The organism is Streptomyces sp. NPDC002868 (assembly GCF_055563295.1).
This window is the reverse complement of sequence record NZ_JBVHDR010000004.1, coordinates 282,192-297,447: the sequence shown is the minus strand read 5'-3', so window position 1 is coordinate 297,447 and position 15,256 is coordinate 282,192. Positions and strand designations below refer to the sequence as shown.

18 protein-coding genes and 2 tRNA genes are annotated in these 15,256 nt (G+C 68.6%); 5 read left to right on the top strand and 15 right to left on the bottom strand.

Features of this window, described 5'->3' with window-relative positions; translation table 11 throughout:
- Nucleotides 1-37: 37 nt before the first annotated feature.
- Genes ACZ3H8_RS15475 through ACZ3H8_RS15450 form a run of 6 tightly spaced genes read right to left on the bottom strand, consistent with a single transcriptional unit; the run spans nucleotide 38 to nucleotide 4,330 of the window.
- Entirely contained in the window at nucleotides 38-715 is a 678-nt protein-coding gene (locus ACZ3H8_RS15475) for a class E sortase (protein WP_467401842.1), read from the bottom strand.
- A gap of 42 nt (nucleotides 716-757) precedes the next feature.
- Nucleotides 758-1,957 (bottom strand): class E sortase, encoded by a 1,200-nt coding sequence (locus tag ACZ3H8_RS15470; RefSeq protein WP_467401840.1) that lies wholly within the window; start codon nucleotides 1,955-1,957, stop codon nucleotides 758-760.
- Nucleotides 1,954-2,592: an aminodeoxychorismate/anthranilate synthase component II gene (locus ACZ3H8_RS15465; protein WP_467401837.1), complete on the bottom strand. Its 639-nt coding sequence runs from the start codon at nucleotides 2,590-2,592 to the stop codon at nucleotides 1,954-1,956. The genes ACZ3H8_RS15470 and ACZ3H8_RS15465 overlap by 4 nt, the downstream gene beginning before the upstream one ends.
- Complete coding sequence (locus tag ACZ3H8_RS15460; protein ID WP_307662312.1) at nucleotides 2,589-2,762, bottom strand: hypothetical protein; 174 nt, start codon at nucleotides 2,760-2,762, stop codon at nucleotides 2,589-2,591. The genes ACZ3H8_RS15465 and ACZ3H8_RS15460 overlap by 4 nt, the downstream gene beginning before the upstream one ends.
- Nucleotides 2,763-2,818: 56 nt before the next feature.
- A complete protein-coding gene (locus ACZ3H8_RS15455; protein ID WP_467401836.1) occupies nucleotides 2,819-3,493 on the bottom strand; it encodes a class E sortase in 675 nt (224 codons plus the stop codon).
- Between the two features lie 21 nt (nucleotides 3,494-3,514).
- Complete coding sequence (locus ACZ3H8_RS15450) at nucleotides 3,515-4,330, bottom strand: DUF881 domain-containing protein (RefSeq protein WP_467401833.1); 816 nt, start codon at nucleotides 4,328-4,330, stop codon at nucleotides 3,515-3,517.
- A 141-nt stretch (nucleotides 4,331-4,471) separates the two neighbouring features.
- On the opposite strand from ACZ3H8_RS15450, the gene crgA reads away from it, so the two are divergent.
- The gene (gene crgA, locus ACZ3H8_RS15445) at nucleotides 4,472-4,729 is read left to right on the top strand and encodes a cell division protein CrgA (RefSeq protein WP_467401831.1); all 258 of its coding nucleotides are present in this window, start codon (nucleotides 4,472-4,474) and stop codon (nucleotides 4,727-4,729) included.
- Between the two features lie 256 nt (nucleotides 4,730-4,985).
- Here the strand turns inward: crgA and ACZ3H8_RS15440 are convergent, their stop codons facing one another.
- Both ACZ3H8_RS15440 and ACZ3H8_RS15435 read right to left on the bottom strand, forming a co-directional pair.
- Nucleotides 4,986-5,885, bottom strand: a complete 900-nt coding sequence (locus ACZ3H8_RS15440) for a rhomboid family intramembrane serine protease (protein WP_467401828.1) — start codon at nucleotides 5,883-5,885, stop codon at nucleotides 4,986-4,988.
- A 176-nt stretch (nucleotides 5,886-6,061) separates the two neighbouring features.
- Entirely contained in the window at nucleotides 6,062-6,595 is a 534-nt protein-coding gene (locus tag ACZ3H8_RS15435; protein WP_307662315.1) for a peptidylprolyl isomerase, read from the bottom strand.
- A 274-nt stretch (nucleotides 6,596-6,869) separates the two neighbouring features.
- On the opposite strand from ACZ3H8_RS15435, the gene ACZ3H8_RS15430 reads away from it, so the two are divergent.
- A complete protein-coding gene (locus ACZ3H8_RS15430) occupies nucleotides 6,870-7,547 on the top strand; it encodes a DUF5324 family protein (RefSeq protein ID WP_467401826.1) in 678 nt (225 codons plus the stop codon).
- Between the two features lie 55 nt (nucleotides 7,548-7,602).
- Here the strand turns inward: ACZ3H8_RS15430 and ACZ3H8_RS15425 are convergent, their stop codons facing one another.
- The gene (locus ACZ3H8_RS15425; RefSeq protein ID WP_467401823.1) at nucleotides 7,603-7,983 is read right to left on the bottom strand and encodes a DUF6344 domain-containing protein; all 381 of its coding nucleotides are present in this window, start codon (nucleotides 7,981-7,983) and stop codon (nucleotides 7,603-7,605) included.
- A 100-nt stretch (nucleotides 7,984-8,083) separates the two neighbouring features.
- On the opposite strand from ACZ3H8_RS15425, the gene ACZ3H8_RS15420 reads away from it, so the two are divergent.
- Nucleotides 8,084-8,275, top strand: a complete 192-nt coding sequence (locus ACZ3H8_RS15420; RefSeq protein WP_467401822.1) for a hypothetical protein — start codon at nucleotides 8,084-8,086, stop codon at nucleotides 8,273-8,275.
- 70 nt (nucleotides 8,276-8,345) lie between these two features.
- Here ACZ3H8_RS15420 and ACZ3H8_RS15415 read toward each other — a convergent pair.
- Nucleotides 8,346-8,418, bottom strand: a tRNA-Ala gene (locus ACZ3H8_RS15415).
- Nucleotides 8,419-8,597: 179 nt separating this feature from the next.
- Here ACZ3H8_RS15415 and ACZ3H8_RS15410 point away from each other — a divergent pair.
- A complete protein-coding gene (locus tag ACZ3H8_RS15410) occupies nucleotides 8,598-9,146 on the top strand; it encodes a helix-turn-helix domain-containing protein (RefSeq protein WP_356223380.1) in 549 nt (182 codons plus the stop codon).
- A 46-nt stretch (nucleotides 9,147-9,192) separates the two neighbouring features.
- Nucleotides 9,193-10,569: a serine/threonine-protein kinase gene (locus tag ACZ3H8_RS15405; RefSeq protein WP_467401820.1), complete on the top strand. Its 1,377-nt coding sequence runs from the start codon at nucleotides 9,193-9,195 to the stop codon at nucleotides 10,567-10,569.
- A gap of 15 nt (nucleotides 10,570-10,584) precedes the next feature.
- On the opposite strand, the gene ACZ3H8_RS15400 is transcribed toward ACZ3H8_RS15405, so the two are convergent.
- The 5 genes from ACZ3H8_RS15400 to ACZ3H8_RS15380 all read right to left on the bottom strand — a co-directional run bounded on the left by ACZ3H8_RS15400 (nucleotide 10,585) and on the right by ACZ3H8_RS15380 (nucleotide 15,193).
- Complete coding sequence (locus ACZ3H8_RS15400) at nucleotides 10,585-12,006, bottom strand: hypothetical protein (protein WP_467401817.1); 1,422 nt, start codon at nucleotides 12,004-12,006, stop codon at nucleotides 10,585-10,587.
- Complete coding sequence (locus tag ACZ3H8_RS15395; RefSeq protein ID WP_467401815.1) at nucleotides 12,003-14,006, bottom strand: vWA domain-containing protein; 2,004 nt, start codon at nucleotides 14,004-14,006, stop codon at nucleotides 12,003-12,005. The genes ACZ3H8_RS15400 and ACZ3H8_RS15395 overlap by 4 nt, the downstream gene beginning before the upstream one ends.
- A gap of 185 nt (nucleotides 14,007-14,191) precedes the next feature.
- Nucleotides 14,192-14,326, bottom strand: coding sequence for a DLW-39 family protein (locus ACZ3H8_RS15390; RefSeq protein WP_003958712.1), 135 nt, complete (start codon nucleotides 14,324-14,326; stop codon nucleotides 14,192-14,194).
- Nucleotides 14,327-14,505: 179 nt separating this feature from the next.
- Nucleotides 14,506-14,579: transfer RNA gene (locus tag ACZ3H8_RS15385), tRNA-Ile, on the bottom strand.
- A gap of 59 nt (nucleotides 14,580-14,638) precedes the next feature.
- The gene (locus ACZ3H8_RS15380) at nucleotides 14,639-15,193 is read right to left on the bottom strand and encodes a DUF3566 domain-containing protein (RefSeq protein WP_467401813.1); all 555 of its coding nucleotides are present in this window, start codon (nucleotides 15,191-15,193) and stop codon (nucleotides 14,639-14,641) included.
- Nucleotides 15,194-15,256 lie beyond the last annotated feature (63 nt).

Here is a 15,256-nt window from a genome sequence, read left to right as displayed (position 1 = left end):
CAAGGGTGCCGGGGCTTCTTGCGTCCGTGCGTACGGGCTAGCGCAGCTCCTCCGGCAGCGTACGGTCATGGTCGACCTTCTCCGTGCGCGTCAGCTCGCCCCACACGATGTAGCGGTAGTCCGACGTGTACAGAGGCGTGCAGGTCGTCAGCGTGATGTAGCGGCCCGGCTTCGACTTCCCCGACTCCTTCGGGACGGACTGCAGCACATCCACGTTGTACTTCGAGGTCTCCGGCAGCCTCTTGTAGACCTTGTAGACGTACCAGGTGTCCCGCGTCTCGAAGACGATCGGGTCGCCATCCTTCAGCTTGTGGATGTTGTGGAACTTCGCGCCGTGGCCGTCGCGGTGCGCGGCGAGCGTGAAGTTCCCCTTGTCGTCCCAGGGGAGCGCCGACTTGATCGGGTCGGTGTAGTAGCCGGCGATGCCGTTGTTCAGGGCCTCGGCGTCGGTGCCCTTCTTCACCAGCACCTCGCCGTTGTTCATGGCGGGGACGTGGAGGAAGCCGATGCCGTCCTTGATGTCGAGGGCGCCAGGGCCGCGGTTCGCCCAGCCGTCGCGGATCTGGTCGCCCTGTTTGGAGGCCTCACGGTCGGCGAGAACGTTCGTCCACCACAGTGAGTAGACGACAAAGAGCCCCAGCACCACGCCCGCAGTGATCAGCAGTTCGCCGAAGACACTGATGACGCCGGCGATCCGGCCACGAGCACGTGCCACTGCACCTTTTCCCGTCTTGAAGTCTCACAGCGCTTCAGCGTCTCAGCCGACAAGCGCGTCCGGCTTTCCCTTGCTGCGCGGCCGTTCCTCGACCATTTTGCCCCACACGATCATTCGGTACGTACTCGTGAACTCGGGCGTACACGTCGTCAGCGTGATGTACCGGCCCGGCTCCGTGAACCCGGAACCCGGCGGCACCGGGCCGATCACGCCGATGTTCGACGGCGAGGTCTGGGGGAGGATGTTCGCCATCTTGTACGTGTAGTACGCGTCCTGCGTCTCAACAACGATCGGGTCCCCCGGCTCGAGACGGTTGATGTACCGGAACGGTTCACCGTGAGTGTTGCGATGGCCCGCGACCGCGAAGTTACCCGATTTGTCCGACGGCATCGCGGTCTTCAGCTTCCCCTCGGCATAGTGCCCGACCATGCCGCGGTCGAGGACCTTGGGCTTGCTGATGCCCTCGGCGATCGGGACGACGACATCCAGCTTGGGGATGTGCATTATGGCGAAGCCCTGCCCGGGCTCGAACACACCGGGCTTGCGGCCGTTCGCCCAGTCGTCCTGGATCTTGTTCGTCGCCTGGTTGGCCTGCTGGCCGGCGCGGATGTTCGTCCACCAGAGCTGGTACGTGACGAAGAGCAGCATCAGTACGCCGAAGCTGATGAACAGTTCGCCTATGGCGCGGCTGGCGATGACGGCGGGGCTGTCCTTCGCCGCACGCGCGGCACGGCGGGCCTCGACCCGCGAAAGGGGCCTGCCGGACTCGGACGTCGTCGAGGGGGCGGGCTCAGGGCGCTTACGGCCCCGCGCCTTGGCCGCCCGGCGGCGCTCCGCCCGGCCGGGACCCGCGGGGGTCTCCAGCGCGCGACGCGTGTCAGCCGTACGCAGAGCGACGGTCTCGTCGTCCGGCACCGGGATCGGCTCGGACACCGGCGCTGGCTCGGCTATCTGCTGCGGCATCGGCACAGGCTCCGGCTCGGGCCGCGCTACGGGTACTGGCCCCTGTTCCGGTACCTGCACCGCTTCCGGCTGGGCGTACCAGTCCCGCTGATAGTCCGCAGGGTCGTCCACGGAGTACTGGCGGTAGTCAGACCACTCCTGCGGGGGTGGCGGCGGGGGCTGCTCCTCCTGCTCCGGAACGCTCGTCGCCCGGAACCACGGCGAGCCGCTCTCCCCCGGCGGCAAAGGGTCCGTCAGCGGGTCGTACTCGTACCCGTCCTCAGGGCGCGGACCACTCACGCCACGGCCTTGCCCACCACCGGTGCGAGCCCCGCGGAACGCCCGACCGCCCCGGTGTCGCCGCACTGCTCCAGCCAGTTGGCGAGCATCAGATGCCCGTGCTCGGTCAGGACCGACTCGGGGTGGAACTGCACACCCTCGACGGCCAGTTCACGGTGGCGCAGCCCCATGATGATGCCGTCCGCGGTCCGTGCCGTGACCTCCAGCTCGTCCGGCAGCTCCGCCGGCTCCGCGGCCAGCGAGTGGTAGCGGGTCGCGGTGAAGGGCGAAGGCAGCCCGGCGAAGACGCCCTTGCCCTCGTGCGTGACCAACGAGGTCTTGCCGTGCAGCAGCTCGGGGGCGCGGCCCACCACACCGCCGTACGCCACCGCCATGGACTGCATGCCCAGGCAGACACCGAAGACCGGGACGCCGGTGTCCGCGCAGTGCCGCACCATCTCGATGCACACACCGGCCTGCTCGGGCGTGCCGGGCCCGGGGGAGAGCAGCACCCCGTCGAAGCCGTCCTGGGCGTGCCTGGGGGCCACCTCGTCGTTGCGCAGGACCTCGCACTCGGCGCCGAGCTGGTACAGGTACTGGACGAGGTTGAAGACAAAGCTGTCGTAGTTGTCGACGACAAGGATGCGCGCGCTCATCGGGCCGCCCCCGCTCCGTCGACCGTCACATCGTTGAACGGAAGCAGCGGCTCCGCCCACGGAAAGACGTACTGGAACAGCACGTAGACGACCGCGAGGGCCAGCACGAGCGAGATGAAAGCCCGCACCCATGCGTTGCCCGGCAGATGCCGCCAGATCCAGCCGTACATGCTGTCCCTTTCCGTTCGGTACCGCACCAGACTAAAGGGCGGCAGGGGCACATGGGTCAGCTGCGCAAAGCTTCCGGTTTGCCGTCGGTCACAGGCTGGGTGGCGTCCAGATGCGCCCAGACGATCAGCCGGTGGCTGCTGCCCCACTCCGGGTCGCAGGTGGTCAGCGTCAGATAGCGCCCCGTCCCGTCGAAGCCGGACTTACGCGGGACGGGGTCGATGACGCCGACGTCGCTCGGCACGGTCCGGTGGGGCTCCTTCTCGATGCGGTACGTGAACCAGGTCGTGCCGTCCGTCAGCACCACCGCGTCCCCGGCGCGCAGCTTCGGGAAGTCCTTGAAGGGATCGCCGTACGTGCGCCGGTGGCCGGCGACCGAGAAATTGCCGCTCTCGCCGAGCGCGGCGGTGGAGGCGTAGTGCCCGAGGCCCTTTTTGAGGGTGCCGGTCCTGGTGCCTTCGAGGACCGGCCAGTCCCAACTCCCGCCGAAGCGGGGGATGTACATGACGGCGAAGGGCTTGCCGTCCTCGTACGTCTTCGGAGCCGGCGACACCGTCCGTTCGGGCGCGGGGGCCGTGCCCTGCGACCACTCGTCCTGGAGCCGGTCGATCTGGCCGTCCGAGGCACTGTCGGCCTTGATGCCGGTCCAGAACAGCACGTACGCCACAAAGAGCACAATCAAGGTGCCAACGGTGATGCAGAGTTCGCTGAAGGTCCTGACGACCAGCCGCACCGACACCGACTCCCCCAAGCACTACCCAACGGGCTTCGCGTAGTGGAGATCCACTGTGCCCGAGTAGGCGGGGAGAGTCACCGCCTCACGCTCGTCGACTTTCCAGCCGAGGCCGTACGCCTTCACATACAGCTGGTAGTTCTGGATCGCCGGAGAGGCGGCGATCGCGTTCTTGAGCGCGCCCTGGTCACCGACAGCGGTGATCTTGTACGGCGGGGAGTAGACACGGCCCTGCAGGATCAGCGTATTGCCGACGCACCGCACGGCGCTGGTGGAGATCAGCCGCTGGTCCATGACCTGGATGCCCTTGGCGCCGCCCTTCCACAGGGCATTCACGACGGCCTGCAGGTCCTGCTGGTGGATGACCAGGTCATTGGCCTGCGGCTCGGGGTAGCCGGGGGCGGCCTGAGCGTTCGGCGGGGCGTCGTTGAGGGTGACCGTGAGGGCGGGGCCGCTCAGCTTCTTGGTGCCCGCGGACCTCTCCAGGGCGCCGAGCTTCTCGTCCTCGGCCCTGGTGGAGCCGTCGTCTCGCTGGGCGAGGGCGTCGATGTCCCCGCGCAGCGCCGCGGTGGACTCGTTGAGGTCGCCGTTCTTCGCGCTGCGCTGCTGGATGAGGTCGGAGAGCTTCAGCAGCGAGGCGTCCGTACGGATGTTGGTGCCCTTGGCGGTGTTGAAGCTGGTCACGAAAATCAGCCCGGCGAGGGCGAAGACAGCAGCCGTCAACAGCCGGACAGTCCCGCCCGCCAGTCGGCCACCACCCTTCATCGAGCTTCGCCCACCTTTCTGTCCCTCGAAGCGGTTGACCGGCCCTTGGGGGTCGTCGGCAGAATTGCTCAACGTACCCTTATCTCCTCAGGCGCCGCGGAAGCACTACGCTAACGGACGCCCGGGGGAGGCAGTGGTCCCCCTCGCTCCACCCCCCGGCGCCAGCCACAGTTCCCTGCGCGGTCACGCAGCGCATCGACAGGAGAGTCCCTCGTGCCGAAGTCACGTATCCGCAAGAAGGCCGACTTCACGCCGCCGTCGGCATCGAAGCAGGCGACGAGCATCAAGCTGACCAGCCGTAGCTGGGTGGCACCGGTGATGCTCGCGCTGTTCCTGATCGGTCTTGCCTGGATTGTCCTCTTCTATGTGACCGAGGGCGACCTGCCGATCAAGAGCTTCGGCAACTGGAACATCGTCGCCGGCTTCGGCTTCATCGCCGCCGGCTTCGGCGTCTCCACCCAGTGGAAGTAGCTTTTCCGCAGTCCCGCCGTCAAGCCCTGCCCTGAGGTTATCCACAGCGTTGTCCACAGTGGGGAAAAGGTCAGACGATCTGTGGATAACCCTCGGAGCATTGACGCCGGTGTGACTGCATCGGCCATCTTGGTGAAGCGACCCGCCCCTTGCGCTTACTGGGAAAACCCAGCTCAGCGACAAGGGGCACGCTTGTTCCACACAGCATGCACAAGATCCGCCACACGCTGTGGACAACTTTGGGGAAAGGTCTCGCTCAGGTGAGCGAGGCGGTTCTCGCCAGCACGACCACGACGGTCACCAGGAAGATGACTGCACAGGTCCCGACCTGCACCAGAGTCCGGTGCTCGCGCGGCGCGTAGACGAGGCCGAGGGTGACCAGACCGCCGGCCACCAGGCCGCCGACGTGCCCCTGCCATGAGATGTCCGGCCATGTGAAGGTGAAGAGCAGGCTCAGCGCGAGCAGGGCGATGACCGGCCGCATGTCGAGGTTCGTACGCCGTACGAGCACGGCGAACGCGCCCATCAGGCCGTAGATCGCGCCCGAGGCGCCCAGCGAGGGCTGGTTGGGCGCCGCCAGCAGATAGGCGAGAGCGCTGCCGGCAAGGCCCGAGAGCAGATAGACGGCGAGATAGCGGGTGCGGCCGAGTGCCCGTTCGACGAGCCTGCCCAGGAACCACAGGGTCAACAGGTTGAACAGGATGTGCGGCACCTGTTGGTGCAGGAACGCCGCGGTGATCAGCCGGTACCACTCGTCGTCCGCCACTCCGACGATTTCGCCGCCGAGCTGTGGACTGCGGGCGAGTCCGATCAGCTCCATCTCGGCGACGAACCGGTCGCCGAGCGCGAGCACCACGCCGTACACCGCGATGTTGACTGCGATGAGGATCTTGGTTACCAGGAAGGGGTCCGCCTCGACGGTGCCGCCCGCGAGCGTCCGCGGCTGGTTGGCGGTGGGGGAATGTCCCGTACCGGATCCGGTACGGACGCACTCCGGGCACTGGAAGCCGACCGAGGCGCTGACCATGCAGTCCGGACAGATCGGCCGCTCGCAGCGGGTGCAGCTTATGCCCGTCTCGCGGCCCGGATGCCGGTAGCAGCTCGGCAGGCCGTGCGTGCCCTGCGGCTCCTGCGGACTGCCTGGCGCCTGGTCCATGAGGTCCCCACAATCTCTCCGGCTCATCACACCGCCCCGCCCATCCATACGGACGGGCGGGGCGAAAAGGTTCCCTGGGGATCACGCGTGGATCACGACGTGGGATCACACGGGTTCACACGGGTTCACACGGGTTCACACGGGATCACACGGGATCACACCCGGGGATCCGGGAATCAGCCCTCGCGGGTCTCGACGACGACCGACTCGATCACGACGTCGTTGACCGGGCGGTCGGTGCGCGGGTTGGTCTGAGTGCCCACGATGGCGTCCACGACCTTCTTCCCGGCCTCGCTCGTGACCTCACCGAAGATGGTGTGCTTGCGGGTCAGCCAGGCGGTGGGCGACACGGTGATGAAGAACTGCGAGCCGTTGGTGCCCGGGCCGGCGTTGGCCATGGCCAGCAGGTACGGCTTGTCGAAGGCCAGGTCCGGGTGGAACTCGTCCCCGAACTCGTACCCCGGGCCGCCTGTGCCGTTGCCCAGCGGGTCGCCGCCCTGAATCATGAAGCCGCTGATCACGCGGTGGAAGACCGTACCGTCGTACAGCTTGTCCGTGGACTTCTTGCCGGTCGCCGGGTGGGTCCATTCACGCTCGCCCTTGGCGAGCTCGACAAAGTTCTTGACCGTCTTGGGCGCGTGGTTCGGCAGAAGCCGGATCTCGATGTCGCCTTGGTTGGTCTTCAGGGTGGCGTAAAGCTGCTCGGCCACGATCTGCCTTCCGTAAGTCTTCTCTGACGTTCCCCGATCCTCGCACGGAAGAGCCGCCCGGGGAGAAAAGGCGCCGAGTCGTCGCGCGACCGGCGCGCTGAAGGGCGAACCGTGGCATCGTCGTCCGCAAAGCTCCCTACATGACCCGGATGCCCGCCCCGCATGCCGAGGCGGCTGTCAACAGGCATGATTTTCAAACGGGTGGAAAGGCGAAACTGTGCCCAACTGGGGATGAACCCCAGCATCCCAGAACGCCACCGAGGAGGAGGATCCCGTGACCCGCATGGACAGCGTGCGCGCCGCGACCGGTACGGCGAAGGAGAGCGTGCTGCACGCCGCGGAAGTGGTGGCGCCCTACGCCGGCACGGCCAAGCACCAAACGGCGCATTATGCACACGAGGCTCGCGTACGGCTCGCGCCCAAAGTCTCGAAGGCCGCGAATCAGGCCCGTTATCAGTACGACGCGCGAGTGGCGCCGCATGTGCCGCCCAAGGTCGACAAAGCCGCACACCGAGCTGCGGTGAAGGCCCGCAAGGCCGCTCGTCAGGCGGCGGATTACACCGTGCCGCGTGTCGAGCACGCGGTGGCCCTCGCTCAGCCCGTAGGGGAAGAGGCTGCGGCCCGCTCCACTGCCGCACTGGCCGCTCTGCGCGGGCAGGTGACGGCGAAGGACATTCAGAAGCTGGTGAGGAAGCGCGAACGGCGGTCCAGGGCCGGACGTCTCGCCAAGGGTCTCGCGATCATCGGCGTGCTGGCCGGCGGAGCCTTCGCCGCCTGGAAGTGGTGGGACAAGCAGGCCAACCCCGATTGGCTGGTGGAACCGCCCGCCGCCACGGAGGTCTCCGACCGCGCACCGCTGACGTCCGTCGACGGCACTGGACAGGAAGACCTCGATCCTGAGGTGCAGGCGAAGCAGGCCGAGGCGGAGGCTGACCGCGACGACCGTCGCTGATCGCATACCGCCCCTGTGGCCGGTGGCGTCGGGAGGAGTGCGAGCTCCCGGCGCCTCATGCGGCAGAGAGCGCCAGATCCGCGCCGGGGGCGGAGGCGGTGCTCAGCGCACTGTAGGCGCTGTAGGCGCCGTAGGCGTCGAGCACGGGCCGGTGCCTGGTGGCGGGTGAGGCGCCATGGGCCTCGGCGCGGATGCGCTGCTTGATGGTGGGTGGCAGTGACCTGCCGCGCGCGATGGGGCTCCATCGTGTAGTGGGGGCCACTGTCGCCCGGACACCCTGCGGACGCGCCTGCTTCGGCAGGTCCAGTCGGCCCGGCGTCCGCACGGCCGGCTGCTGAGCGGCGTTGGCGGCGGTGGTCAGCCCCACCGACGCAAGCAGCGCAAAGAGCGCGGTGATGAACGCGGCCCACAGATTCTTGACCTTGAAGGCGGCCATGACCCCTCGCTTTCGGGTTGAGCGATCTACATACCTTCCTCATGATGTGTACGCATCTTGGGAAGTGGGGGACCTACGCCGCCGCCGTGCAGTTCTTCGGATGAACACCACCCGTACGGTCCAGTGGCGGCCGTCGCCCGCAGCGGCAAGGACGAGCGGGGGCGGCGCACAGCGGTGCAAGGACCCGCAGAAGATCCGCGAGGACAACTTCGGCTTCGGGCTCCAGAAAGTCCTCGACGGCCTGGAGGGCCCGGCTCGGCGTACAGGCGGCCGGGCGCGCGGCGAAGGGTGAGCCGTGCCCTTCGTAGGAGAAAAGACCCCCTCCAACCGCGTTTCCACAGGTCAAAGGGGGTCTTGAAGTGTGGAGCCTAGGGGAGTCGAACCCCTGACATCTGCCATGCAAAGACAGCGCTCTACCAACTGAGCTAAGGCCCCGGAAAGGTGGATACGACCGAGCAGAAACGTGCCTCGGCCACCGCCGCAGACCAGAGTACCGGGTGACCCCCGTGATCCTGCAAAAGGATTAGGGCTCCCGGTCGGCGACCACGCTCCGTAAGATGCTCGGCGTGGTTCGCAGCAGCGAAGCCCGCTTGGGGAAGCGATGGGGAGACGCGATGGACGCCGCACAGCAGGAAACGACCGCCAGAGCCAGAGAACTGCAGCGCAGCTGGTACGGAGAGCCACTGGGGGCGCTCTTCCGTCGGCTCATCGATGATCTGGGTCTGAACCAGGCTCGCCTCGCGGCGGTGCTCGGGCTGTCGGCGCCGATGCTCTCCCAGCTGATGAGTGGCCAGCGGGCCAAGATCGGCAACCCTGCGGTGGTCCAACGGGTGCAGGCGCTGCAGGAGTTGTCGAGCCAGGTCGCCGACGGCAGCGTCAGCGCGGTCGAAGCCACCGACCGGATGGAAGAGATCAAGAAGTCGCAGGGCGGCTCCGTGCTGACCGGCACCAGCCAGAGCACGAGCAGCTCCGGCGCGCCGACTGTGCGCCGCGTCGTACGCGAGATCCAGTCGCTGTTGCGCTCCGTCTCGGCGGCGGGCGACATCATCGATGCGGCGGACTCCCTCGCCCCGAGCCACCCCGAACTGGCAGAGTTCCTCCGGGTGTACGGCGCCGGGCGCACGGCGGACGCGGTCGCCCACTACGAGTCGCACCAAAGCTGATCGAGGCAGGACGCCTCACAAGGGAACGGGGAGCGGGCGCAGCGCAATGGGTGAGGTCTTCGCTGGTCGGTATGAACTGATCGACCCGATCGGGCGCGGTGGTGTCGGTGCGGTCTGGCGCGCCTGGGACCACCGGCGCCGTCGCTATGTGGCGGCCAAGGTGCTGCAGCAGAGCGATGCGCACACACTGCTGCGCTTCGTCCGCGAGCAGGCTCTGCGGATCGATCATCCCCATGTCCTCGCCCCGGCCAGCTGGGCCGCGGACGACGACAAGGTGCTGTTCACCATGGATCTGGTGAGCGGCGGGTCGCTGGCGCATGTGATCGGCGACTACGGCCCGCTGCCGCCCCGTTTCGTGTGCACCCTGCTCGATCAGCTGCTGTCCGGTCTGGCCGCGGTGCACGCGGAGGGGGTCGTGCACCGCGACATCAAGCCGGCGAACATCCTGCTGGAGGCCACCGGGACCGGACGGCCGCATCTGCGGCTGTCCGACTTCGGGATCTCGATGCGCAAGGGTGAGCCGCGGCTGACCGAGACCAACTATGTGGTGGGCACGCCCGGTTACTTCGCGCCCGAGCAGATGATGGGCGCGGAGCCGGACTTCACGGCGGATCTCTTCGCGGTCGGCCTGGTCGCGCTCTATCTGCTCCAGGGCCAGAAGCCCGACTCCCGGGCTCTGGTCGAGCACTTCGCCAGCCACGGCACTCCCGGCGCCCCCCAGGGCATGCCGGAACCGCTGTGGCAGGTGCTGGCCGGTCTGCTGCAGCCCGACCCGCAGGCCCGGTTCCGTACTGCCACGGGCGCGCGCAAGGCGCTCACGGCGGCTGTCGAGATGCTGCCGGAGGCCGGCGCCGGCGACGAACCGGTCGAGGTCTTCGACCAGATCGGGCCGCTCCCCGCGGGGTTCGGCCCCACCGGTCCCGTAACCGACCCCCAGGCAGGCCAGCAAGCAGGTGGGCAGGGAGCGCAGGCTCCCGCGCAGCAGCCGCTCCCCCCGACGGAGACCGGCAGTTTCCATCTGGCCCCGCCGCCGCAGCAGCCGCCCGTACAGCACAACACACAACTGCCGTACGCGGCACAGCCGTCCACTCCTCCCCCCATGCCTGCGGCTCCGGAGCCAACGCCGACCCCCACTCCGATCCCCGCCCCCACACCCGTACCAGCGCACAGCGCCTCCCCCCTTTACGCTCCAGTGCCCGAGCAGCCCGCGCAGTCGCAGACCGCTCCGACCGCCCCGGTGCAGTACGAACAAGCTCTTACTCGTGCTTACACCGCTCAGAGCCCGCAGGTTCCGATCCCGCACGCACCGGTTCCGACGGCGGCCACAAAGCGACCGGGACCGCCCCCGAAGGTCGCGGTCCCGGTGCTGCTCGTTGCTCTGCTCTGTTTCGCGGTCGGCATCTGGGCGCTGACCCAGTCCTGAGACGCCAGTCCTGAACTACCAGGAGGGCGGCGGCCCGTACTGCCCCGGCCCCGGCGCCTGCCCCGGCCCCGGCGCCTGCCCGGGCACCTGTCCCTGACCAACAGGACCCGGCGTCGGCGCCGCCCCCAGCACCGCGCCCGCGGTCGCCGTCACCGTCGCCGTCCGCCGCCGTGCCAGCAGCGTCCACACCCCGAGCCCGAGCACCAGCACGATCCCGGCGCCGATCCCCGCGGCGGCGACCAGCTGCATCGTGTCGCTCTTCGCCGCCTCCGGCGCGCTCTTCCCGCTGTCCGCGGCCTCCTGGTCGTCCTTGGTGACCTCGAAGTCCCCCGCGGGCCCCGCGTACGCCGGAGCGCTCTCCGCCTCGCCCTCGACGTTCACCCGCAGGGTCAGCGGGATCGCCTTCTTGCCGAACTCCTCGCCGACTTCCGGGTTGAGCGTGACCGAGAGGTAGTACCAGCCGGCGAACCGCATGGCGCTGGTGGAGGGGTCGGAGTCGTAGCGGTTCTCGTACGCCACCGGCGGCACCGGATCCATCGCCAGCGACTTCTGCTTGCCGTCGTAGTACACGCTCGACGCGTCCTGCACGATCCCGCGCGCCGGGTTGTGCAGGGCCAGCACGAGGGCGTTGCCGACGCCCTGCGCGCTGTCGTCCGCCGCGCTGGTGCCGAGGTCGGCGCTGGCGAAGATCTGCTGTCCCCAGTCGACCGGCACCCGGTAGAAGAGCGTCTGGCCGGGCGTGATCTCGTCCTGCCACTCGCCCTGCGTGAGGCCGGTGGCGTCGGTGAAGCTCGTGCCGCCGTGCCGCTCCTCCGGGCCGCCGCCGGGCGCGGCGGGCGATGCGGACGGCCAGTTCTCGGGCGGTGCCGTCGGGCCGGCGGACTTCAGCCCCGGCTCCGAGGCGAAACGGATCTCCACATCCCATGGCTCGGGCGTCGACGTGCCCTCACTGGACCGCTCCAGAAGCACGTAGTACGCGCCCGCCTCCTGACAGCTGCTGCTGTCCTTGTCGATCGTCCGGTCCGCGTACGCGGCGACCGGCCTGACGTACGTGGCGGAGCCGAACTGGGCGTCGTCGTCACCGCACTTGGTCCCGGAGCGGTCCTCGATGCTCACCGACAGCTTGTCCGCGTACCCGACCTTGGTGGCCAGCTTGGGGACGGCTACCGCCGAGACGTACGCATTGGTCTTGGCGTCCAGGTCGACACGGTAGTAGCGCTTCTCGCCGGGCTCGATCGTGTCCTTGTAGGTCGATCCGGCCGTCAGGGGCGGCCCATCGCTGTTGACCGCCGAGCCCCGCACCGCCTTGGCCTCGCTGTCGAAGGTGTACGGATGGGGCTCGCCGACCGCCCACGCCTGCCCGGGCAGCGCCGCCACCGCGCACATCGCCGCCATGCCGGCCAGCGCCACCCGGCCTCTGCCGCGCTGCCTCTTCACGCGCTTCTCCTTGGTGTGGTCGTGTCCGTGGCGGTGCCGGTCGCCGGCTTGCGCCGTACCAGTACGAGCACCAGGCCCGCGATCAGGACGACCGCCCCGCCTGCTGCTGCGGCGATCGCGGTGCCGGTCCATCCTGCCCCGCCGGTCGCATCGCTGTCTGCGCGGGCAGCCGAATCACCCTTCTTGTCCGCCTTGTTCGCGAGGGCCGGCGCGTTGTGCTGCGGCCCGGCCAGCTCGTCGCCCATCACCGCCACCCGCAGCACCACACCGATCTGCGGGTTCTCGGCGATCTCGGCAGCCTTCGCGCCGAGCGTGACGGCGATGTAGAAACCGCCCTTGGTGTGCACCGGGACGACATTGGGGTGGGACTCGTGGCGGTTGGTCCAGGCGACCGGCACGGTGCCCATCTCCAGCGCCATGGGCCGGCCGTTGTAGATGGCCTGCGGGCCGAACTCCCCGGTGCCGCCGCCGACCGGCGCCCGCCCCGGCGTGAAGACCTGCGTCGCTCCGTAGGACCACACCGACGAAGAGCCGTCCACAGTGGGCTCGTTGGCGAACTCCACGTCGTACCGCAGCTGCTGCCCCCAGCCGACCGGAACCTTGTGCCAGAGCGTCTGCGACGGCAGCACCTTGTCCCGCCACACGCCCTGCCCGATCTCCTTGGCGTCGTTGAAGCCGGTGCCGCCCGTCACGTCGCGCGGGTCCCCGGTCGGCAGCAGGGCGTCCTTGTCGCCCTTCCCGTACTCAGGCTGCGACTGAGCCGGCGTCACATCCTTGGGCAGCGGCTGCTCGACGCCGTACGTCAGCTCCAGCGGCCATCGCGCGGCGTCCGAGCCCTTCTTGCTCTCCCGCTCGACGACCAGCCAGTACCGGCCCGCCTTGTCGCAGCCGCTCGTTCCCTTCTCGCTCGGAATCCGGGCAACGGCCGAGGTCAGAGGGGTCGCTCCCTCCTTCTGGAAGAAGTGCTCGGTGCTGGTGGCGCAGGCACTGTCAGTACCGTACGCAATCCTGGTGCGCAGGACGTCGAAGGTGTCGACCGCCGCCCCGGGCTGCGGCACCGCCGTCGCGGAAAACTCCACAGTGGATTCGGCATCCAGGTCGACCGCGTAGTACCGCTGCTCGCCGGGTCCGATCGTGTCCAGATACTGCCCCGGTACGAGAGAGGGCGCCGCGTCCCGGCGCAGCGCGCCCTCGACCCGCTTGCCACGGAAGCGGTATCCGTCGGCCGACAGCTGGGCCGAGCGCTGAAGCTGGCGGGCGAGCGCCTTGGCGTCGGGTGCGTCGTAGTAGCGCCCGTTGCCCGCCTTCGCGATGCACTCCAGCTGCTGCCGCGCCGCGCCCCGCACCTGGAATCCGACCGTGTCGATGCGCAGCCCGACGCCATCCTTGGAGAGCTGCTCGGCGGCCTCACAGGGCGGCGGAGAGCCGCAGTTGTCGTCACCGTCGGAGATCAGGAGGATCGTACGGGTCCCGATCGCGCCGTCGGCGGGTTTCGGGAAGTCCTCGGCGGCCTTCTGCAGCGAGAGCCCGATGGGGGTGTCGCCCTTGGGCCGTAGCGCCCCCACGGCCTGCTTCATGCCCGCACGGTCGAGCGGCTCGACAGGCCGGACCAGCCGGGTGTCTGTGCAGCCCTTGGGCCGATCGGCGCCGTAGACCCGCAGACCGGTGGGAAAGCCGTCGGGGAGGGCGTCGACCACGGTCCCGACGGCCGCGCGGGCGGAGGCCATCCGGGTCTGCCCGCTGCCGTCGTCGTCGGCCATGGAGCCGGAGGAGTCGAGCACCATCACCAGGCCGCTCTTGCCGTCTGGCGCTTCAGCCTGCCGCGCTTGCCCCGCCCGACTCGCCTCCCCCGTCCGACTCACTTCCCCCGCCTGCCCGTTCCGCCCCGCTTGCCCGACCTGCGCGGCCGCACTCGCCGCCGGCAGCGGGCCCGCCGCCAGGGCGAGCAGCGCCGCGCCGATCGTTGCCACCGTCGTACGGCGGCCCAGTCGTGCCTTCACCCGTGTTCCCCTCCCGAGTCCCCGAAGTTTGCTCTTGCAATTTAGTAATTTGCTTTGGTGAATTCAAGAGCAAGATTGTCACGGTCACGCCACAGCGGGGGAGGTTGTGTGCAGCGGCAGGCTACGGGCAGCAGGAAGCCCCGGCCGCTTCAGCGACCGGGGCTTCGTACCAAGACTGCTGCGTCTCACACACCCGAACCTGCGGGCACGGAGTCGGTCGCCTCCGTCCACAGATCCTGCTCGGCGCGATCCGCCTGGATCTGGCGGTACACGAGGAGCCCGCCGATGGCGGCCAGTGCGACCAGGAGAAGCTTCTTCACCGCGCGACCTCGTCTTTCCTTGACGTATGAGGACTTCTGGCGCCCGACTATACACACCGACCGATACCGATCGGTGACCTGCGTACGACGTGCGAGGGGCCGGCGAACGCCCCAACTCGGGCTCCGGACAAAGCGATCGGCCCGGACGGAGAAGCTCCGTCCGGGCCGAATCACAACTGTGGGGCTAACAGGATTTGAACCTGTGGCCTCATCCTTATCAGGGATGCGCTCTAACCAACTGAGCTATAGCCCCGCCGCGCTGCGCGCTGACCTCTGAAGATTAGCGCACGTCCGGGGCAGTACCAAAATTGGTTACTCGTCCTCCGCCAGGGTCAGCTCCACGCCACCGACGAAACCCGCGGACAGGTTGTAGATGAACGCTCCGAGCGTCGCCAGCGCTGTGGCCAGCACCACATCGATCACCGCAATGACCGAGGTGAAGATGAGCACCCGCGGCAGCGAAAGGAACGACTGAAGGTCGAAACCATTGCTCTCGTTGGAGCCGGTGGCCTCGCTGATCGTCCCGCCGACCGTCGAGAAAACGCCCATCGCATCCATGACCATCCACAGCACCGCGGCCGCGATCACCGTGCAGATGCCCAGCGCGATGGAGAGCAGAAAGCTGACCTTCATCACCGACCACGGGTCGGCCTTGGCCACCCGCAGCCTCGCCTTGCGGGTACGCGGCGTCGTACGCGCCCCGGTCCGCGGTCGGCGCACAGCGCCACCCGCCTGCGACACGCCGCCACCGCCCTGGGGCGAGGGATACGCCTGCGGCGGGTGGTACGGCTGCCCGGCCTGCTGCGGCGCCGGCTGCTCGCCGCCAAACCTCTCGTACGGGGGTGTGTGCCCCCGAGTGTCCGTCACCGTAACCCCCTGGGAGTCCGCGGCAGGGCCACGAGCACCGTTCGCTCCGGAATCGGCCGATCC